The organism is Halomonas eurihalina (assembly GCF_008274785.1).
Lineage (GTDB): Bacteria > Pseudomonadota > Gammaproteobacteria > Pseudomonadales > Halomonadaceae > Halomonas > Halomonas eurihalina.
On the sequence record NZ_VTPU01000001.1, the window covers coordinates 291,702 to 311,897 of the forward strand.

A 20,196-nucleotide genomic window follows, 5' to 3' on the forward strand; every position below is an offset into this window, starting at 1 on the left:
GCCGATTGAAACTTACGTTTGATAGCGCCCTTGAATCTCGCCATCACGCCAGACCAGCAACTCGCCGGGCGCCATGCGTACCCAGTCCTCGTTGTCGGTGAGCGGTTCGGTGGCGATGACCGACACCACATCGTTGGGCGTGGTGTGCTCGGCGAAGTTCACTGCCAGCTCGGCATCGGAAAGGCTCGCCCGGCCGAAGGGCGCCCGCCGGGTGATGTGCGCCAGCTTGGTTGAACAGTAAGTGTAGAGATACTCGCCATCGGCCAGCAGTAGATTGAAGACACCAAGTGTCCGCAGGTGCTCGCACAGCGTATGCAGGTAATGCCACAGGGCGTCACGGTCTGCCGGCGGCTCGGGGAAGGCGCGACGCAGCTCGCCCATCAGCCAGCAGAAGGCATGTTCGCTATCGGTGTCGCCCACGGGCTGATAGAACGACAGCGGCAGCTGCTGCCATTCGTGGCTGAGCTGGCCATTGTGGGCATAGCACCATGGGCGTCCCCACATCTCGCGGGTGAAGGGATGGGTGTTGGCCAGCCGCACCTGCCCGACGTTGGCCTGGCGGATATGGCTGATGACGACGTGGGACTTGATCGGATAGTCGCAGATCAAGCGCGCGATCGGCGAGTCGACCGACGGATGGGGATCGCGGAAATCGCGATAGCCGCCGGCTTCGTAGAAGGCGATGCCCCAGCCATCGCGATGCGGCCCGGTGCCGCCGCCGCGATGCAGGAATCCGGAGAAACTGAAACAGATGTCGGTGGGCACATTGGCGCTCATGCCGAGCAGTTCACACATGCGGTTCTTCCCTCGTTTTGCCCCGTGACCGACGGCGACGGCGCCATCCCATGGCCACCAGCCACAGCAGCAGCAACGCTCCGATGACGATCCATATCCGCGGGTCCCTGCCGTGCTTCGCGACGGCGCGCTCCACGCCGGGCCAGCCGGCCTGCCAAGCATCACGCATAAGCGTCGGCACGGCATTGACCCACTCGACGAAGCGATCGGCGATCGTGTCATCGGGCTCACTGGTCGTCGCTTCGTCCGCTTCCGCGAAGCGTTCGGCGGACAACGTCGGCCCGGCCATGTCGGGTCGACCAATTCCCACCTCGCTATCAGCGTTGAGGGTCACGGTCGGCAACGTCAATTCACGGGTCTCGCCGTCCAGGGTCACCGTCGCCACCAGGCGCAGCGGCTGGCTTGTATCGTCCTCCAGCTCGGGCAAGGACAACCGCCATCGAGTCTCGTCCACCGCGGCGGCCTTGAGGCGCTGCCCCTGAAAGTCGCCATGGATCTCGGTGTTGTCGCGATTGAGCCGGGGATGCTCGGCGGCCAGCACCAAGTCGTTGCTGGCCGGATCATGCACCACACCGATTGCCGGCAGAATATTGACGGCCTGGCCCCGCTGCCGCTCGAAACCCTCGCCTCGGGCCCGAATCAGCAAGCGGGCATTGCCGGTCTGCATCGGCGCCGACAGCCGGCCCCGGAAGCGACCATCGGCCGTGGCGTCGAGCTGTTCCGAGGTAATCGTTGCATCGTCATCTCCCACCAGCGTCACGGAAAAACGCAGCTCGTCGGGCAACGGCGTCTCGGCATCCTCATGCTCGAGCCAGGCCTCCACCGGTACCGGAAAGCCGCGGTACAGCGTCGTTGGCAGCCCCGACGTACTCAGCCGCCAGGGCGAGGTCACGCTGACCCGGCTCTTCGGCCCCACCGGCCCCTCGAGGCGCCATTCGCCGGCCTCGGGGTCGGGCACGCGAATCAGGTCGAAGTGCGGCTCCACCTGCCAGCGGATGTCGTCGGGAGCGGTCTCGGCGGTGTAGCGAGTGCCGTCCGGTGCCACCAGGGTCACCGGTTCCTCGTCGGGGCCGTGGAAGACCAGCGCCGAGAGATTCTCCACACTCGGATCGACGACGAAGCGGTCGTCCTCTTCCAGCGGCAGCTGGTCGGCCGGAAAGATTCGCTCGATGATGTCCAGGAAGGCACCCAGCAGGCTCTCCGGCGACTTGGCCACGCTGGCCAGCCCGCTGGTGCGCTGCGCCAGTTGCTCGACCAGGGCCAGATCGGCCTCGTCGGAAAAGGCGATGGCATGCACCACCACGCCCCGGTCGGCGAAGCGCGATGCCATGCTCTCCACCAGCCGCTGCCGGGATGCCGAGTCGATGCCGGGCTTGTTGCCCCGCGACGGCGGCAGGTCGATGACCCCATCGGTCATCAGGATCAGATGTCGCCAGCCATTGGCCTCGGCCGAGGCAGCCTGATCGAGCGCCGTCTCGATATCGGTATACTGCTGATAGTCACGCAGCGCGGGCGGCAACGCCAACGCCCGCTCGCGCCACTGCTCGGACACCTCACCCAGGGGAAGCGGATTGTCGACCCGCTCACCGAAGGTCCAGACGCCGGCACTCACGCCTCCCGGCAGCAGCGACACCAGAAGCTCCATGGCACTGGCCGCCAACTGGTCGGGATCGTTGCGCTTCATGCTGCCGGAGACATCGACCACCACCCGCACATCCGGGCGCTGCTCCGGCACCTGAGCCAGAGCCGCCCCGCCCCACCCCAGGCAACTTACCAACAGCGACATCACGAGGTAGATGGAGGAAGCGCGGCAACCGAATCTGGCCATAGTGGTTCCTTAGGTCTTGTACGAAAATCGACCACTTGTTCGTACTGACCTTAACCGACGACCGGCTCCCGGCGCGCCTTGTCATCCCGTCCGCGATCGGCATGCGACGTTGTCCCGGTCCGATCACCCTGCGAATCGCCGTTTGAGCGGCGCTTGGATACCCGGCCACGCCGCCACAGCAGCAGCCCCAACAGACCGCCCAGAGCAGCTGCCACCGCTACCAGCAACAGCGCCGAAGCCATGGTGCCGCCATCCTTCTCGAGGAAAGCCAGGCCTCCCACCACCACTGCCGGCGCCATGCCGGTATAGGCATCGCCGGCATCGTTCAGCGGCGTACTAAAGCTGGAAGGCACCCACATCACCCCGGCCACCGCCCAGGTGATCACCAGTCGCGGCAGGCGTGGCAGGAAGGCCAGCCCCAGATAGCCCGTGCCGAGCACCACCAGCGACAATACGCCGTAGCTCAGCCATAGTAGAGATATAGAATCCGAAATCAGCATCGATAACCCCATCGGCGTATGGTAAAGCTTCCCCAGTGACGCACCTTATTGAATTCATTCCGAGTATGGTACATCCAGCAGCATGAAAGCACAGCCGCCACGTGATCAAAACGTCGATAGCGACATCAACGCTCGCCCCATCCAGCGCTTCCGGCGCCCCGACGACCCCGACTGGCACTGGCTGGAGCAGCGTGACGCTCCCGAGGTGACAGCCTTCCTCGAGGCCGCCAACGATGAGGCTCGCCGCTGGTTCTCGACGCTCGAGGGCCTCACCGAGCGGCTCTATCACGGCCACCTCGCACGTCGCGAACTGGCCGTCCACGGCCTGCCGACAGCGCTGGACCATTTCACCGTATGGAGCGAAACGGCGGCGGATGCCGATCATCCGGTGTGGTGGCGCCATGCCAACGACGCGCCGGAAACCACCGAGCCCTTCTTCGACATTCAAGCCCGGGCCCGCGACAGCGCCTTCTTCGAGATCGGCGACATGGCGCTCTGCCCCGACGAGACCTGGCTGGCCTGGACGGAGGACACTCAGGGCAACGAGACATTCACCCTCTGGCTGCAGCACTTGCCCGATGGCGAACCGCTCAAGTTGCTCGACGACATCGGCCCGGAGCTCTGCTGGGCGGAGGATGGCACGACACTGCTGTTCACGCGCTTCGATGCCACCCAGCGCCCGGAGAGCATCTGGCGCCTGTCGTTACGGCTCACGGCGCCCTCTCCGAGTATCGACCACGAGGCGCTGATACTGCGCGAGACGGATCCGGAGTTCTGGCTCGGGCTGGGCAAGACACGCTCCCGGGAGTGGCTGGTGCTGGAGTCCGCCTCCAAGGACACCAGCGAGACCCACCTGGTTCCCGCCCGGACCCCGAATCGTCCGCCATGGCGATTCCAGCCCCGGGAAGCCGGCGTCGAATATGCCCTCGATCATCGCCCCGGCCACTTCTATGTGCTGCACAACCGCCACGCGCCTCACTTCCGGCTCGACCGGCTCGACGAAATCGCGCCGGATTCGGCCGGTGAGACGCTGATCGAACATCGTGACGACACCACCCTGGAGGGCGTCGACGCCTTCTCCTGGGGACTGGTGCTCACCGAACGCGACCATCAAGAAGCCCAGGTCCGGCTACGCGTCATCGAACTCGACGCGGCCCACGCCCGACAGCGGGACAGCTGGCTGCCGTTAAACGAGACACCCTGCAGCCAGGCGCTGGACGCCACGCCCCACTTCGACACTCGCCGCCTCAGATTGCACGAGGAATCCTTCACCCAACCGCCGAGCTGGACGGAAATCGACCTGGACAGCGGCCAACGCCGCCTGCTCAAGCGCCAGGCCATATATGGCGATCTACAACCCGAACAACTGACCTGCCAGCGCCTCTGGGCCCATTCCCACGACGGCGAACGAGTACCGGTCTCGGTGGTGATGCGCGCGGACCTGACGGGACACCCGCTGCCCACGCTGCTGCACGGTTACGGCGCCTACGGCGAAGTACTCGATGCCTGGTTTTCGCCCGCTCGCCTGGAGCTGCTGGCCCGGGGCGTCGCCTTCGTCGTCGCTCATGTGCGCGGCGGTGGCGAGCGCGGCGAACCCTGGTACCTGGCTGGCAAGCTCGAGCACAAGACCAACAGTTTTCAGGACTTCCTCGCCGCCCGGGATGCCCTGGTCGAGCAAGGCATCAGCGACGGCGAACGTATCGTGGCCCATGGCGCCAGTGCCGGCGGACTGCTGGTCGGCGCCAGCCTCAACCTGTCTCCCGAGCGTTTTCGTGCGGCGGTTCTCGACGTGCCTTTCGTCGATGTTCTGCGCACCATGCAGAATCCTGACCTGCCGTTGACCACCGCCGAATACAGCGAATGGGGCGACCCGCGCGACCCGGCCGTACGCCAGCGCCTCCAAGCCTACTCTCCCCTGGACAACCTGCCCGAGCGCCCCTGGCCACCCGTCTTCCTGCAGGGCAGCTGGCACGACACCCGAGTCGCCTACTGGGAGCCGGCCAAGCTCTACGCCCGCCTCAGCGAGCTGGCTGGTCCCGGCAACACACCTCCGCCGCTGCTGCGCACCGACATGGATTCCGGCCACGGCGGTGCATCCGGACGCTTCAAGGCCTGGCATGACCACGCGCGGGAGGATGCCTTCATTCTCTGGGCGCTGGGCAAGGCTTGACACCGCAAGCTTCGAGCTTCGAAATGCGAGCTTCACCCCCCGAAGTATGCCGCTCGCATCTCGCGGCCCGCAGCTCGTATCTCGGGTCTCGCGAATCAGACATCGCGCGAGCTGAAGGCGACGGTGCGGACCAGCGCCGTCACTTCCTGGCCCACGACCAGGCCGAGCTCGTCGTAGGATTTGCGGGTCAAGCGGGCGCCCAACATCTGGCTACCCAGGCGCAGGCGAAGTTCCATGGTGGCCGCATCGCCGGGCGGCACCCAGGCCTGCTCGATGACCGTGACCAGTTGGTTGCGATAACTGAGCTCGGCACTCGGTGCACGCGCCAGCGCCACTTCGCGCACCGGTACGCGTAGCCGCACGCGTTGCCCCAGCGAGGCCGTCATGCCGGGCACGATAAGCACCTGACCATCATCGAGGCCCAAGCGGGTCAGTCCGTAGGCCCCATCGTGCGCCTGGACGCTGGCCTCGAGGGGCATGGCAGCATCGAAGCCCCCCAGCGCATCGGTGAGATCGCAGCGTTCCATCAAGGCGTCCAGCTTGCCCTGGGCACGTACGCGCCCCTGCTCCATCAGGATCAGCGTATCGGCGACCTCGACCAGCTCGGCGGGTTCATGGCTGACATAGACGATGGGAATATCGACCTCGTCGGCCAGACGCTGGATATAGCGCAGCAGCTCCCGCTTGCGCGCCCCATCCAGGCCGGTCAACGGCTCGTCCATCAGCAACAGGCAAGGATCGCTGAGCAGGGCTCGCCCGATAGCCACGCGACGCGCCTCGCCGCCGGACAGCGTGGCCGGGTAGCGCGCCAGCAGATGATCGATGCCCAGCAAACCGACGACGGCCTCGAAGCGCGACGCCATGTGCGCCGGCATGGCGTAGGCCAGGTTGCCGCGCACCCGATAGTGCGGAAACAACCGGGCCTCCTGGAAGACCACGCCGAGGCGGCGGCGGTGGGCCGGCACGAAGTGACGCGTGGCGGTATCCACCAAGGGTTCACCATCCAGCTCAATGCGGCCGCGATCCGGCCTGTCGAGGCCGGCAATCAGGCGCAGCAGGCTGGTCTTTCCGCTGCCGGAAGCGCCGAACAGCGCCGTCACGCCACGCCCGGGCAGGGTCAGGTCGGCCTCCAGGGAGAACGCCCCGAGCCGATGGCTCACCTCCAGGATCAGGCCGTTGTCGTGATTCATGCGTCCCGCCCCTGGAGTCGTGCTCGTGCGCGCCTGGCCAGCCACTCGGACGCCACCAGGGAGATCATCGCAATCACGACCGACAAGGCGCAGAGCCGGGCCGCCGCCGCCTCGCCGCCGGGCGTCTGGATCAACGAATAAAGCGCCAACGGCAAGGTGCGCGTCTCGCCGGGAATGTTCGAGGCGAAGGTGATGGTGGCACCGAACTCCGAGAGGGCCCGCGCAAAGGCCAGCACGCTGCCGGTCAACAATCCCGGCAGCGTCAGTGGCAACGTGATGGTGGCAAAGACCCGCCAGCGCCCGGCGCCCAGTGTGCTGGCGGCGGCCTCCAGACGCGGATCGACCGCTTCAAGGGAGAGCCGCAGGGCGCGCACCAGCAGCGGAAAGGCCATGACACCACCGGCCACGGCGGCCCCTTGCCAGGTGAACGGCAGGCGCACACCCCACCACTCGTTGAGCCATGTTCCCAAAAGGCCCCGGCTGCCCAGCGACATCAATAGCAAGTAGCCCACCACCACCGGCGGTAGAACCAGTGGGAGATGCAGCAGGCCATCAAGCAGTGCCTTGCCGCGAAACTCGTGACGCGCCATCAGCCAGGCCACGGCGATGCCGGGAAGCAGGATCCAGGCCACGGCAACACCCGCGACCCGCAGACTGATCAGGATGGCTTCGATTTCGGCATCGCTCAGCATTCAATACGCTCCACACGATTCGAGACGCGAGACGCGAGACGCGAGACGCGAGACGCGAGACGCGAGACGCGAGACGCGAGACGCGAGACGCGAGACGCGAGCAGGATGGTGCCGCCGCCCTCTAAGCCGTCAACCCTTCAGCTCGTCGCTCGTCGCTCGTAGCGCGAGTCTAGGCTCCGAACCCCTCTGCCCGAAATATCGCCTTGGCGTCGTCGCTCTCCAACCAGCGGCGGAATGTCAGAGCACCTTCAGAGGGATTCGCGCCGATCACGGCGATGGGATAGATGATCGGCTCGTGAGCATCGGACGGGAACAAGCCCAACAGCCTGACGCCGTCGCTGGCCTCGGCATCGGTGCGATAGACCACGCCCAAAGGTGCCTCGCCGCGTTCGACCAGGGCCAGCGCCGCCCGCACGTTATCGGCACGCGCCAGGCGCGGCGCCAGCGCTTCCCACTCCCCCAGCGATTGCAGCGCCTGCCGGGCGTAGATACCAGCCGGCACATGCGCCGGGTCGCCGGCGGCCAGACGTTCGCTCTCGCCCAGTCGCGCGGCGAGCGGCTCCCCGTCTCCCGGAGTGAACGGCTTGCGCGACGTGTCAGCCGGCGCCACCAGCGCCAGACGATTGTGGGCCAGGTCGGCGCGTTCGCTCAGCGTCACTCCCTGCTCGCCCAGCCAGTCCATCCACTCGACATTGGCGGAGATGCAGAGCTCGGCAGGTGCACCGTTGGCGATCTGCCGCGCGAGCGTGGAAGAAGCCGCATAGACCGGCACCACGTCCACGTCATGCGTCGCCTCGAAGCGCGCCACCGCACGGTCGATGGCATCGGTCATCGATGCCGCCGCGAACAGTTCGACCCGCTCGCCCGCCGACGCCGATGACGCCAACATCAACAGCATCGTTCCGAGCAGGACGGCGGCCATGCACCTGCATCGTCGCTTCACGGCAAGCTCCCGGAATGCCTCAGTTATCGACGGGAATAATAGCGATGATATGGTCTTCAAGTGCTTCCTCCGGAATGCCTTGCTGCGAAACGGCGAAGCTGCGCACACTGATCCCCTTGCGATGGACACGCTCTGGGTCACCGGAAATCAACGGGTGCCAGCCGGCAAGCTTGCGCCCCTCGGCCAGGCGGCGATAGGCGCAGGAGCCCGGCAGCCAACTGAACTGTTCGACGCGATCCGGCGTCAGTTGCTGGCAGTCCGGCACACGCTCGAAGCGGTTCTCATAGTCACCGCACCGGCAACTGCCGATATCCAGCAACTCACAGGCCACGTTGAGCACCGCCAGATCCCCATCATCGTCCTGAAGCTTCATCAGGCAGCACTGGCCACAGCCATCGCACAGCGCCTCCCACTCCTCGTCGGTCAATTCCTCGAGGGGGAAGCGTTCCCAAAAACGTTCTCTCATGATTCTCCCGAGCTACGAGCGACGCGAGCAGCGAGGTTCGAGGTGACGAGCTGCGCGTCTTGGTTTTCGAGTCTCGCGGCTCGCCGCTTGTGTCCTTCCCTCTCCCTTCTTCCCTCTCCCTTCTTCCCTCTTCCCTCTTAATCTCTTCCCACTTCAGTACTTCGCTTCCGTCGGTGCACGATAGAGATCCAGCAGGTACTCATTCTTGGCCGGCGGCAGCTGCAAGTAATAGCCCTTCTCCTCGATGGCCGCCATGATGTCAGCCCCCGAGGTACGCGCCAGCCTCTTATCGGGGGTGAGCAGCAGGGTCATGGCCGAGACGGGTTCGCCGAAGCGCTCGAGCAGGGCTTCGGGCACCTCGGCAAGCCCCCGGGTCTTGTCCACGAAAAGATACATTTCGTCCTTGCGCGAACTCTTGAAGACTTCGCACAGCAGCTTGCCCTTGAAATAGGTCATGACGTTTCCGATGTTTCGTGAAGGACGGTCTCGAGCGCTTCGGCAAGCCGCTCGCCTCGCCAGCCGTCGGGCATGGGCAGCGGCTCACCCCGCAACGAGGCACTCACCAGGGCCTCCAGATCGCGGCGACGCAGCAATACCTCCGGTGCCATTCCCAGGGCTTCGGCCTCACGACTGACCACTTTCTTGAGTGCCTTGTAACGCTTCTTGAAAGCGGGCTCCATGGGCGACCAAGGCGGTGTCGGCAGATGCGCTTCCTCGACGTGGCGCGCCTCGCGCACCAACGCCAGCAAGGTATCTCCCTCGCGCTTGACCAAGGGTGGCTTCATGCCTTCCACACCGGCCAGTTCGTAGCGATTTTCGGGCATCCGTTCGGCAATGCCATAAAGCAGCTTGTCGCTGACCAGCCAGCCGCGCGGCAAGTCGCGCCGACGAACTTCGCCCTCGCGCCAGATGGTGAGCCGCCGATATGCCTCGATCTGGCGAGGCGAGAGCCGCCATAGCTGACGCTGTCGCAGGTACCACTGGCCATCGCTATGCTCGTCGCGCGCCGCTTGTTCGACCAGTTTCCGGCACTCTTCCTCCAGCCAGCCCAACCTGCCGTAACGCTCCAGGGCATCGCGCTGGGCCTGCCATACCTCCAGCAGATAGATCACATCGAGGGCGGCATAGGTCGTCTGCGTTTCGCTCAACGGCCGCTCCAGCCAGTTCGAGCGCGTTTCGTCCTTGGGCAAGGTTTCGCCGACCCAGAATTCGACCAGCTTCTGATAGCCCATTGCCGGCACCTCGCCGAGCAACGCCTGGGCGATCTGGGTATCCACCAGTGGCGATACCGTCACGCCGGCCCAGTGGAGGAAGACCTCCAGGTCCTCGCTGGATGCATGCAGCAGCTTCACCGGCCCTTCGCCGAGCAGCCGGCGAAAGGCGTCGGTGCAGGCCACCACCGTCGGATCGACCAGGTAGGCCGCACCGCCGACACAGAACTGGACCAGGGCGGGCACGGGGTGAAAGGTCTTCTCGCGGAAGAACTCGGTGTCCAGGGCGATGACATCGGCCTCGGCCACTTCGGCGCAGGCCTCGTTCAGGGCCTCCGGTGTGTCGATCCAGCGAATCTCGGGAGTCAGGGGCATGCAGGATTCCGGTGGGAAAATGAGATCACTCGCTCTCGAAAGGCAAACGACCATTGAAGGCTCGGCTCAGGGTGCCGCCGTCGACGTACTCCAGCTCGCCTCCCATGGGCACGCCATAGGCGAGCCGCGACAGCTTCACGCCGCGCGGCCCCAGTTGAGAGGCTATGTAGTGGGCAGTGGCTTCGCCCTCCACGGTGGGGTTGGTGGCGAGAATCACCTCTTCGACACCGTCCTCAGCTACACGGGCATCGAGCTGGTCGAGCCCGATGTCCTCGGGGCCGATGCCATCCAGCGGCGAGAGATGGCCATGCAGCACGAAATAGCGTCCCCGATAGCCCCTGGCGTCCTCGATGGCCAGCAGATCGGCGGGCGATTCCACCACGCACAGCACGCTGTCGTCACGGCGGTCGCTTTCGCACAGCGCGCAGATCGTCTCTTCGGTCAGGGTACGACAGCGCTGGCAATAGCCGACCTGCTCGAGCGCCACGCCCAGCACCTCGGCCAGACGCTGACCGCCCTCGCGATCACGCTCGAGCAGATGCATGGCCATGCGCTGGGCGGTCTTGGGCCCTACCCCGGGCAACACCCGAAACGACTCCATCAACCGATCAACCAGAGGGGAAAAGCTCATATGATGTCTAGCATCCTGCTGTCCAGGGAAGGCGACCAATGATTCCAGATGGTGCGCTGATTCATGTCGCGAGCGAAGACAGGCCGGCCGCCGCCGGCACGCAAGCCCCGCAGTTTACACGACAGTAAATGAGGACGCTGAGTACCGCCGGCAGCCGGGATGTCGAGCGCAGCAATGAATCAGTGCATCATCAGAAGGGCATCTTGAAACCCGGCGGCAGATTCATCCCAGCCGTCGCCTCTTCCATCAGCTCCTTGGAGCTGGACTCGACCTTGCGCACGGCATCATTGACCGCGGCGGCGAGCAGGTCCTCGAGCAGTTCCTTGTCTTCTTCCATGACGCTCGGGTCGATATCGACCGAGATCACGTCGTGGCGACCGTTCATGGTCACCTTGATCATGCCGGCCCCGGCTTCGCCCTGGACTTCGGCCTTGGCGACCTCTTCCTGGGCCTTCTGCATCTTGTCCTGCATTTCCTGGGCCTGCTTCATCAGGTTGCCCATTCCACCCTTCATCATGGCGGTATCCTCGTCTCGTGAATTATGTCGGCGCGGTGGCGGCATTTCACCACCGACGCGCGTTGTCTCGTCAATACGCTCGTCAATACATTGGGCCGGACCCAAGGCAGCTTGCGCTCAGCCCCGAGCGTGCTCGCCGGACGGCTTGACCGATGCCTCGACCAGGCGCGCACCGAATGCCTGCTGTAACTGCTTAACATGGGGGTCGGCCTTCAGGGCGTCAACCGCCTGGGCATGACGCTCGGCGGCGAGCCGGTCGGCACGCTGTTTGGGCGTTTCCACCGAATCGGGCAATTCACCATCGCTGATCACCAGGCGCCGCTCGACCCCCGCCCCGGCCAGGGCCTCCCGGATGCGCTCCACGTGCACCTCGGCCTGCATCGCGGCCTGGGAGGGATCCAGGCGCAACTGCAGGACCTCGCCGTCATCATGTTCGACCATGCAGTGGGCCGCCAGGTTGCGCGTGAGTCCGGACAATCCCAGGGTATCGAAGCTCGCCAGCCAGGCATCGTGGGTCAGGGCGCCATCGGCCACGACAGGCTCGGCGGCGGGTGTCGGTGACTCTTCCTCGATCGCCTCGGCAGGCGCCGGCTCCGCTGCCTCAGTCGCGACCTCGAGCGGCGGAGCGCTATCGATATCGGGGGCCGACGCAACGGATGATGCCACCTCGTTGGGTTCGAGGGCCTGCGCTTCGACGCTCTCTTCCGGCTCGGCTGGAGCCGGCTCAGCGGAGGCTTCCGGATTCGCGGGCATGTCCTCCCAGGGCGGCGTCGAAGCCGGCTGGGGCGACGCTTCGGGAGATTCTGGAGGCTCGACAGCCGGTTCGGGCACCGCTTCCAGGGTGGGATCAGGTGCTGCAGTGGGCTCCGGTGGCCTGGCCGATTCCTCCGCAGCAGGCGGCTCGGGCGCCGAGGTCTCGGTGCTGGCAGGCGCATTCTCCTCCCTGGCAGGCGCGGCGGAAGACTCGCCACTCGGAACACCTGCTCCGCCACTGCTTTCTCCACCGCTTTCTCCACCGCTTTCGCCGCCACTCTCGCTACGGCTTTCGCCACGCATCGGCAGCGGCGTTTTGGCGGGCCTGGGCACGCCCTGGGGACGGAAGGCCAGCATGCGCAGCAGCGTCATTTCCAGCGCGGTGCGCAGATCCGGCGCGTGGCCCATGTCGCCCCGCCCCTGCACACCGATCTGGTAATAGAGCTGGATATCCTCGGCGGTGAAGCGCGCCGCCAGTGCCAGCAGGTCATCCCGGTCGCCGTGTCCGTTGTCCAGCGCATCCGGCACCATCTGGGCGATTGCCAGCCGGTGCAGGATGGCGGTGACATCGTCGAGCACGGCGGCGAAATCCGGCCCCTGCTCGGCCAGCGCGGCGACCTCGGCCAGCAACCGGGCGGCATCCGCCTCGGCCAGGGCCTCGATCAACGCCAGTACGTGTCGATGATCGAGAGTGCCCAGCATGGCTGCCACATCGCCATGACGAACCTCGCCCTGACCAAAGGCGATGGCCTGGTCGGTGAGACTCATGGCGTCGCGCATCGAGCCCTCGGCTGCCTTGCCGAGCAGCCACAGCGCGCGCTCCTCGAAGGGAACGGACTCGGCCTCGAGCACCATCGAGAGATGACCAACGATGCGCTCCGGCGGCATGTGCTTGAGCGTGAACTGCAGGCAGCGCGACAACACCGTGGGCGGCAGCTTCTGCGGATCGGTGGTCGCCAGCAGGAACTTCACGTGGGGCGGCGGTTCCTCCAGCGTCTTCAGCAGGGCGTTGAAACTGCTGGTCGACAACATGTGTACCTCGTCGATGAGATACACCTTATAGCGCCCCTGGGTCGGCGCGTACTGCACGTTGTCGAGCAGTTCGCGAGTGTCCTCCACCTTGGTGCGCGAGGCGGCGTCGACCTCGAGCAGATCGACGAAGCGCCCCTGATCGATGGCCTGGCAGTTCGCGCATTGCCCGCATGGTTGCGAGGTCACGGCCTCGTCGCCCGGGCCACCCGCCGTGCAGTTCAGGCACTTGGCCAGTATGCGCGCCAGGGTGGTCTTGCCCACGCCCCGAGTACCGGTGAACAGGTAGGCATGATGCAGCCGCCCCTGGTCCAGGGCATTGACCAGCGCGCGCTGGACATGCTCCTGCCCGACCAGTTCATGGAAGGTGCGCGGCCGCCATTTGCGGGCCAGTACCTGATAGCTCATGCGGCTCGGAATCCTTGCAGCTGGGCCGGCTGGCAGCCGGAAACGTCTGATTCGCCGATCACGGCGAATACTTGGAAGTCGGCTCATTCTACCGGGTGGCGACCGGGGCGCAAAGTCGCGGCAAGGGCCGGCGTTTTCCATGCCGATCACTCGGAAGTCGCCGCTCTGCCCTCGAAGCCGCTCAGCACGTTGACGACGTTGATGCCGATCTCCTCCACCGCGTAACCGCCTTCAAGCAGGAAGGTCGTCGGCAATCCCAGACCGGACAGACGGCGACCGACCTCGCTGAAGTCGTCGCTGGTCAGCTTGAACTCGCTGATCGGGTCGTTCTCGAAGGCATCCACACCGAGCGAGACGATCAGCAGTTCGCAGCCGGCGGCGCGAATGCGCGCCAGGGCATCGTCCAGCGCCCTCGCCCAAGTTGCAAAATCGGTGCCCGGCGGCAACGGATAGTTGGCATTGAAGCCCTCGCCCTTGCCCCGACCGGTCTCCTCGGCATGACCGAGAAAATACGGGAAGCATTGGCGCGGATCGCCATGCAGCGACAGGAAGAGCACATCATCACGCTCGTAGAAGATCTGTTGGGTGCCGTTGCCGTGGTGAAAATCGATATCCAGCACCGCCACCCGGACGAGGCCGTGATCCAGCGCGTACTGGGCGGCAATGGCGGCATTGTTGAAGAAGCAGTAGCCGCCGAACTGGTCGGTAGCGGCGTGATGGCCCGGCGGCCGGCACAGGCCGAATGCCGGCTCGCCTGTGGTCAGGCTATGACGAACGGCGGACAGGGCGATGTCCTTGCTCGCCTGGGCCGACTCGAAGGTGCCCTCGCAGATCGAGGTGTCCGCCGAGAGCGCATAGTGGCCGAGCCGCCCATCGAGATGCTCGGGAATGACATCGCCCGGCATGGTGCGTGTCGGCCAGATCCAGGCGATCACCTCGCCCTGGCGCCCCAGGGCTTGCCATTCGTCCCAGCATCCGGCCAGAAAGTCCACGTAGTCACGATCATGGATCGCCAGGACCGGCGCGAGCCCGAAGTCATCGGGCTCGCGTACTTCTCCAAGCGCTGTCCTGTGCACTCGCTCGAGTACCAGATCGACGCGTTCGGGGCACTCATAGGGCGTCACCAGGACGCCGCCATCCAGCTCTGTACGCGCTCGCCGCTGCTGGGTAGCGACACTGTGGAAGGTCAACATCGGCGTATCGACTCCTTGAGCATCTCAGAGAGCTGACAGGATATCAGGAAGCTACCGCCTGCTGCTCCAGTTCGCGCTTGAGCGAATCATCGAGCCCCAGCGCGGACGCCAGCTGATCGAGCCAGGCACGCTCCATGGGATTGTCGTCGTCGATCACCGCGACGCTGACCAGGTACATTTCCCGGGCCGCCTGGGGCGAGTCTGCCTGGCGTGCCAAGGCCAGCGCGTCGAGCGGCGCCTTGAGCTGACGTTCCACCCAGTCGTGCAGCTCGTCATCGGCCCCCATTTCATCGATTTGCTCGGCGAGCATGACACGCTCCCGCTCGTCGACATGACCGTCGGCCCGGGCCGCCATGATCATCGCCTGCAGCAACTCCAGGCTGCGTTGTTCCTGCTGGCTGCCCTCGAGATGATCCATGGGCCGGCCTTCACGCGCCTCATCGCCATCGGCACCGCCCCGGGAATTCTGCCAGGCCTTCCAGGCCAGCATGCCGACACCGGCGATGGCGCCATACTTGAGCGCCTTGCCGCCCATCTTGCGCCCCCGCTTGGAGCCGATCAGCATGCCCAGGGCACCACCGCCCAGCAATTGCTTCGGGTCGAAACCGCCCTTCTGGCCTCCGCTCTGGCCACTGCCGCTTGAGAACTGGGACGACAGGTTATCGACCATGCCCTTGAGATCCGTGCCGCCCGTTCCGGAGCTGCCGCCGGCCTGCTTCATCAACTGATCGAGAATGCGCTTGGCGTTCATCCTGGCCTCCTTTTCGAGTTCGCCACTGCCTTGGATGATCGGCTCGCCACTTCGTTTCATCAAGCCGTAAATACGCAGGCAGGATGAGCCACGTACAAGCAGGATGAGCACGGAAGAATGGCGCAAAAAAGCAGAAGGGGGAGGACAGGATAGGGGAAGGAGAAAGAATGGGGAAATAACTCGGGCCAGAATGGAGGCGGCCCCGACAGCCACATCCCGGCACACGCGTCCATCACTACCGTTGCTCCCTTCCGGGCCTGGCGGGGTTCGCGATCTAGCGTTGCGGGAGGACCGACGGGGCCACCACAGACGACACATTTTGCTGTCGAACTCGACGGGCGATCAAGTGCTTATCGAGCGGTGCGCACTATAACAAGCACACGTCCTCCGGACAAGTCATGAAAGCTGTCGCGCCTTGCGTTGGTACGGATCGTCACAGGATGGCGCGGGTCTCGACTATGCTGAGGGATAGCATCATTCGAAGGGCGAGCGCCGATGCCTCGTCCATCGCACCATGGAGGTAGCTATGAAAAAGGATCCCGACAAGGGCTACATCGCTCTGCTGGGCTGGAGCCTGAACGCCATCGAGGCTGCCGAGAATTTCGACCGCCGCTACGTGATCGTGGCACCCGACTGGGCAGAGGAATATTGCCAGCAGCACGACCTGCCCTACGTTTCCTGGAACTTCGAGCGCCTCAACGACCGCTCCATGGAGATCGCCGAGACGCTCAAGGACATGGGCGTCAACGTCGCCATCCCGCTGTACGAGGAAACCGTGGAATGGGCCGGCGCCATCAACTCAGTGCTGCTCGACAATCCGCGCCTCTACGGCCAGTCGCTGTTGCTGCGCGACAAGGCGCTGATGAAACGACGCGCGCAGCTCGGCGGCATCCGTGTCGGCATCTTCGAGGAAGCCCACGACAAGGACGACGTCATCCGTTTTCTCAAGCGGGTCAACCAGACGCTGCTCAAGCTCGATGGCGACCCCAACGACCCCATCCACCTCAAGGCCTTCGACAAGGCGGGCTGCCTGGGCCACCGGGTCATTCGCACGCCGGATGAAGTCGACACCATCCCGGAAGAAGAATTTCCGGTACTGATGGAGTCCCACCTGGACGGCTGGGAGTTTGCCGTCGAGGCGTGGGTCCACAACGGCAAGATCGCCTTTCTCAATATCTCCGAATACGTGACCCTGGGCTACTCGGTGTTCGTGCCTGCCTCTCCCGAGCTCGAGCGCTACCGTCCGCAGATCACCGCCCAGATCGAGAAGCTGATCAAGACCTTCGATATCGAGTTCGGCCTGATCCACCCGGAATACTTCGTCACCAGCGACGGCGAGATGTATTTCGGTGAGGTCGCCTACCGACCACCCGGCTTCAAGGTTTTCGAACTGCTAGAGCGCGTCTATGGCTTCAATGCCTACCAGGCCAGCATGCTGGTCTTCGATCCCAAATCGACGCCCGAGGATGTAGCCGCCTTCTTCCCGAAGGAGGTTGTCGACGCCGACGGTTACGCCGGCTGCTTCGGCGTCTACCCGCGCCTGAGGGTCGTCAACCGTCTGGAAATCCCCGAGGAAGTGGAAGATCACCCCTATTTCGAATCCCACGAACTCGCGCCTCCTCAGCAGGAAACCGTCACCAAGCGCACGGCCTTCGGCACGCACTGGGGGCTGGTCTACTTCAAGGGCGACGATCCCCATCGCCTGCGCGATCTGCTCAAGACACTGGAAGAACTTGATTTCTATGTCTGAACGGGGCGTCATGACGAAAAGTGATGATCGGGAGTCCGCGTGACGACGCAATCGAACAACCCTCACAACGGTGGGCCGCCCAATGACGATGGCAAGCTCGCCGCCCTGCTGACCAAGCTGGATACCGCCATCGGTCAGCTGGCCGAGGCCCCGGACTTCGCCAAACCCGGCAAGCTCCCCCAGGTACTGGACACGGCTCGGCGGGCGATGCTTCAGGAAGGCGGGTGCGCGGCGGTCGAGTGGCGCGCCATGGAGATGGAACAAGCGGGCCTCTTCCAGGGTTCCGACTGGGCCACGCCCCAGTTCCTGCTGCCCTCGCTGACCGTTCAGGCATTGCAGAGTCCCGATCCGAATACCGTCGTTGTCGAGGCCTTGAGCGAGTTGCGCCTGCTGCCCGTGGCCAAGGGTGAAACACGCCATGCGCTGATCTCCGCGGAGCAGGCGCACCATTACCTGACCCAAGTCATGGCCTTGAACCTATCGCTGCTGTTCGGTGCCCCCACCGAGGCGGAACGCGCCACCCAAGGACGACTGGCCAACCTGCCCCGCCAGCTGTTCCAGCACCTGGCGACGCGCATCGGCTACGAGCACATCATCGACAGGCTGATCGAAGAGATCTGGCGCATCCTCAACCAGCGACCGATCCAGGTCGAGCCGGTCAAGCGCATGATCACCCAGATCGCCATCTGCCAGGCCGATCCCGCTATCGACCTGGGCGCCAGTGGCCAAGGCGCCGATCGTCTCGTCAGCTCGCTGTTCGGCCCTACCCAGGCCTGTCGCGAGGATCCCGGTCTCGACATCTATCGTGAACGCCTGGCGAGCATGGATGCTACCGCCCTGCAGGCGGAGGCCACGGGCTTCGCACGGGCCATGCACGATACGGGGCTGGTGTCGCCTTATCATGCCGTGCTGCTTCAGCACCTCACCGATCACGGCGACCACCTGCTCGCCGAAGCCTTGGGGCTCTCCGCCACGGGGCGCGACTGCCTGCTGTGCTATCAGGAACTGGTGCGCACCCTGATTCGCGATGCCATCCTGCCGGAAACGGCCCAGGCGGCCTATGGCCTGGCATTGATGCTCGAGCGCGGCATTCTCTATCAACCGCCGGTGGCACCGGCCATGTGGCGCCAGCTCGGCCTGCCGCTTTCGGAATGGTCCAGGGCGCGCCTCAACCTGGCCTACGGCGAGGCCGTCTCACCGAGCGCCAGACTCCTGGAAGGCGTACTCTGCATGCTCGGGCAGCCGCTCGGGGTCGGCCAGGGCAACAACCCGACCTGCCAGTCGGCCCGCGCCCTGTCGATGTGGGCCTACAACGATCCAGACTATCTACTGCAGATGGTGGCCTGGGCGGCCCGGGACGACGAGATCATCATGCACTTCGAGGGCCAGCCGATCTCGTCCATGGCGAGCCTCTCCGGCGTGGCCAGCGAATTGCCCATGGACCTCGACCCGGTCTCGCTGATCGTGGTGCCTCACCTGGACCGCATCTACGCCGAAATGGGCCGACGCTGCATCGGCCGGGAAGGCGATCCCCATCGCTGGGTCAATCCCGAATTCCATGGCTGGTGGTCGGGACGAGGCTTTCGCATCAATGTCGATGTGGCCAGTGGCCAGTTGACCGAGCTGGACACCTTCCTGCGCCACTTCTATGCCAGCTACCACCCCGACTACAACGGCAACCAGCCGTTGATCCATCCCCAGCCGGCAGGCATCGCCGTGACCGACAGCGCCGCCCGTTTCATCGGCTGGCACGCCATCACCATCCTGCGCGCCGGACTCGATCCCGACGGCACTACCCGCGTCTATTTCTACAACCCCAATAACGACAGCGGCCAGGACTGGGGCGATGACGTCAAGGTCAGCACCGCCGGTCGCGGCGAACGCTTCGGCGAGGCCTCGCTGCCCTTCGATCAGTTCGCCTCCCGACTCTACATCTTCCACCACGACCCGCTAGAGCGTGGCGAACTGGCCCAAGTGCCCCAGTCGGAGCTCGAGCGTGTCATCAGCTATATCGAGCGCAGCTGGGGGGCCGACCGCCTGCCTCCGGCCGGCCTGCAGGCCGCCGAGAGCAACACGCCTCACTCGTGAACACTCGGGCGCTGCGGCGCCCTTTCCGTGGCCTGGCAAGCGTCAGTCCGGTAGTTCGAGTCACATCCGGCCTCATCGGTATCCGACGAATCAATGCCTTGTGTCATAATACCGCCATACCCGCTGCCGGAACCGATGCACCATGCCACGCCTCGATCAACTCCTGCTCGGCCAGGGCTTGGCCCGCTCACGCACCCGCGCCCAGCGGCTGATTCGCCATGGACGGGTACGCCGCGCCGACGACGGTAAGGTGCTGATGCGCCCCGGCGAAAAGCTCGCCGAGACGGTGGAGTTGATGGTCGATGAGGATCCCGAGGAGCGCTATGTCTCCCGGGCTGGCCTCAAGCTCGAAGCTCTGCTGGAGACGCTGTCGCTCGATCTTCACGGCCGGAGCGTCCTCGACGTGGGGCAATCCACCGGCGGCTTCACCGACTGTGCACTGCGCCATGGCGCTCGTCATGTGATCGGCGTGGAGGTGGGACGCGACCAGTTGGATGCCCGCCTGCGCGCAGACCAGCGTGTCCTCTACCTGGAAGGCCTGAATGCCCGCGCCATGCGCGATGATGCCCGCCTCCAGGCGGCACTGCGTTCACATCCGGTGGATGTCGCCGTCATGGATGTCGCCTTCATTTCCCAGACCCTGATTCTGCCGGAGTTAGCCGCCATCCTGCCCACGGGAAGTGAGCTACTGTCGCTGGTCAAGCCACAGTTCGAAGTCGGCCCCGAGGGCGTCAACGCCCAAGGCCTGGTCACCGAAACACACCGCTACGCCGACGTTGAAACGAAACTGCGCGCCGCCTGCGCGTCCACTGGCTTCGAGATCCACTACTGGCGTGAAAGCCCGATTCGCGGCGGCGATGGCAACCGAGAGTTTCTTCTCTACGCCCGGCGACGTTGAGAACGTCA

The 20,196-nt window shown here is 65.0% G+C and carries 18 protein-coding genes and 1 other RNA gene; 4 read left to right on the forward strand and 15 right to left on the reverse strand.

Annotated elements, in window-relative coordinates:
- Positions 1-12: 12 nt before the first annotated feature.
- From FZZ93_RS01540 to FZZ93_RS01550, 3 genes are read right to left on the reverse strand one after another with little or no spacing between them, the layout of a single operon-like run.
- Entirely contained in the window at positions 13-795 is a 783-nt protein-coding gene (locus FZZ93_RS01540; RefSeq protein WP_149320563.1) for a class II glutamine amidotransferase, read from the reverse strand.
- A complete protein-coding gene (locus tag FZZ93_RS01545; RefSeq protein ID WP_149320564.1) occupies positions 788-2,623 on the reverse strand; it encodes a vWA domain-containing protein in 1,836 nt (611 codons plus the stop codon). Before FZZ93_RS01545 ends, FZZ93_RS01540 begins: the two co-directional genes overlap by 8 nt.
- Positions 2,624-2,673: 50 nt before the next feature.
- A complete protein-coding gene (locus FZZ93_RS01550; protein WP_149320565.1) occupies positions 2,674-3,123 on the reverse strand; it encodes a hypothetical protein in 450 nt (149 codons plus the stop codon).
- Between the two features lie 82 nt (positions 3,124-3,205).
- On the opposite strand from FZZ93_RS01550, the gene FZZ93_RS01555 reads away from it, so the two are divergent.
- Positions 3,206-5,293: a S9 family peptidase gene (locus FZZ93_RS01555; RefSeq protein ID WP_149320566.1), complete on the forward strand. Its 2,088-nt coding sequence runs from the start codon at positions 3,206-3,208 to the stop codon at positions 5,291-5,293.
- A gap of 95 nt (positions 5,294-5,388) precedes the next feature.
- Here the strand turns inward: FZZ93_RS01555 and modC are convergent, their stop codons facing one another.
- The 12 genes from modC to ffs all read right to left on the reverse strand — a co-directional run bounded on the left by modC (position 5,389) and on the right by ffs (position 15,749).
- Positions 5,389-6,483, reverse strand: coding sequence for a molybdenum ABC transporter ATP-binding protein (gene modC, locus FZZ93_RS01560; protein WP_149320567.1), 1,095 nt, complete (start codon positions 6,481-6,483; stop codon positions 5,389-5,391).
- Positions 6,480-7,175: a molybdate ABC transporter permease subunit gene (gene modB, locus FZZ93_RS01565; protein ID WP_149320568.1), complete on the reverse strand. Its 696-nt coding sequence runs from the start codon at positions 7,173-7,175 to the stop codon at positions 6,480-6,482. Before modB ends, modC begins: the two co-directional genes overlap by 4 nt.
- 169 nt (positions 7,176-7,344) lie before the next feature.
- On the reverse strand, positions 7,345-8,097 hold the full coding sequence (gene modA, locus FZZ93_RS01570) for a molybdate ABC transporter substrate-binding protein (protein WP_187774428.1): 753 nt from the start codon (positions 8,095-8,097) through the stop codon (positions 7,345-7,347).
- Positions 8,098-8,137: 40 nt separating this feature from the next.
- Positions 8,138-8,584 (reverse strand): YcgN family cysteine cluster protein, encoded by a 447-nt coding sequence (locus tag FZZ93_RS01575; protein ID WP_149320570.1) that lies wholly within the window; start codon positions 8,582-8,584, stop codon positions 8,138-8,140.
- 153 nt (positions 8,585-8,737) lie between these two features.
- On the reverse strand, positions 8,738-9,040 hold the full coding sequence (locus FZZ93_RS01580) for a YcgL domain-containing protein (protein WP_149320571.1): 303 nt from the start codon (positions 9,038-9,040) through the stop codon (positions 8,738-8,740).
- Entirely contained in the window at positions 9,037-10,170 is a 1,134-nt protein-coding gene (rnd, locus tag FZZ93_RS01585) for a ribonuclease D (protein ID WP_187774429.1), read from the reverse strand. The genes FZZ93_RS01580 and rnd overlap by 4 nt, the downstream gene beginning before the upstream one ends.
- A gap of 25 nt (positions 10,171-10,195) precedes the next feature.
- A complete protein-coding gene (gene recR / locus FZZ93_RS01590; RefSeq protein WP_149320573.1) occupies positions 10,196-10,801 on the reverse strand; it encodes a recombination mediator RecR in 606 nt (201 codons plus the stop codon).
- Positions 10,802-10,991: 190 nt separating this feature from the next.
- Positions 10,992-11,318 (reverse strand): YbaB/EbfC family nucleoid-associated protein, encoded by a 327-nt coding sequence (locus tag FZZ93_RS01595; protein ID WP_149320574.1) that lies wholly within the window; start codon positions 11,316-11,318, stop codon positions 10,992-10,994.
- Positions 11,319-11,435: 117 nt separating this feature from the next.
- A complete protein-coding gene (dnaX, locus tag FZZ93_RS01600; protein WP_149320575.1) occupies positions 11,436-13,508 on the reverse strand; it encodes a DNA polymerase III subunit gamma/tau in 2,073 nt (690 codons plus the stop codon).
- Between the two features lie 146 nt (positions 13,509-13,654).
- A complete protein-coding gene (locus FZZ93_RS01605) occupies positions 13,655-14,701 on the reverse strand; it encodes a histone deacetylase family protein (RefSeq protein WP_149320576.1) in 1,047 nt (348 codons plus the stop codon).
- Between the two features lie 43 nt (positions 14,702-14,744).
- Positions 14,745-15,452 (reverse strand): tellurite resistance TerB family protein, encoded by a 708-nt coding sequence (locus tag FZZ93_RS01610; protein WP_149320577.1) that lies wholly within the window; start codon positions 15,450-15,452, stop codon positions 14,745-14,747.
- Positions 15,453-15,652: 200 nt separating this feature from the next.
- An RNA gene (ffs, locus tag FZZ93_RS01615) (signal recognition particle sRNA small type) lies at positions 15,653-15,749 on the reverse strand.
- Positions 15,750-15,978: 229 nt separating this feature from the next.
- On the opposite strand from ffs, the gene FZZ93_RS01620 reads away from it, so the two are divergent.
- The 3 genes from FZZ93_RS01620 (at position 15,979) to FZZ93_RS01630 (ending at position 20,188) form a co-directional block, all read left to right on the forward strand.
- Positions 15,979-17,202 carry an ATP-grasp domain-containing protein gene (locus FZZ93_RS01620; RefSeq protein ID WP_149320578.1) on the forward strand — a complete coding sequence of 408 codons (1,224 nt, stop codon included), beginning with the start codon at positions 15,979-15,981 and terminating at the stop codon, positions 17,200-17,202.
- A 39-nt stretch (positions 17,203-17,241) separates the two neighbouring features.
- Positions 17,242-19,290, forward strand: a complete 2,049-nt coding sequence (locus FZZ93_RS01625) for a hypothetical protein (RefSeq protein ID WP_149320579.1) — start codon at positions 17,242-17,244, stop codon at positions 19,288-19,290.
- A gap of 142 nt (positions 19,291-19,432) precedes the next feature.
- Positions 19,433-20,188, forward strand: coding sequence for a TlyA family RNA methyltransferase (locus FZZ93_RS01630; protein WP_149320580.1), 756 nt, complete (start codon positions 19,433-19,435; stop codon positions 20,186-20,188).
- The last annotated feature ends 8 nt before the right edge of the window (positions 20,189-20,196 follow it).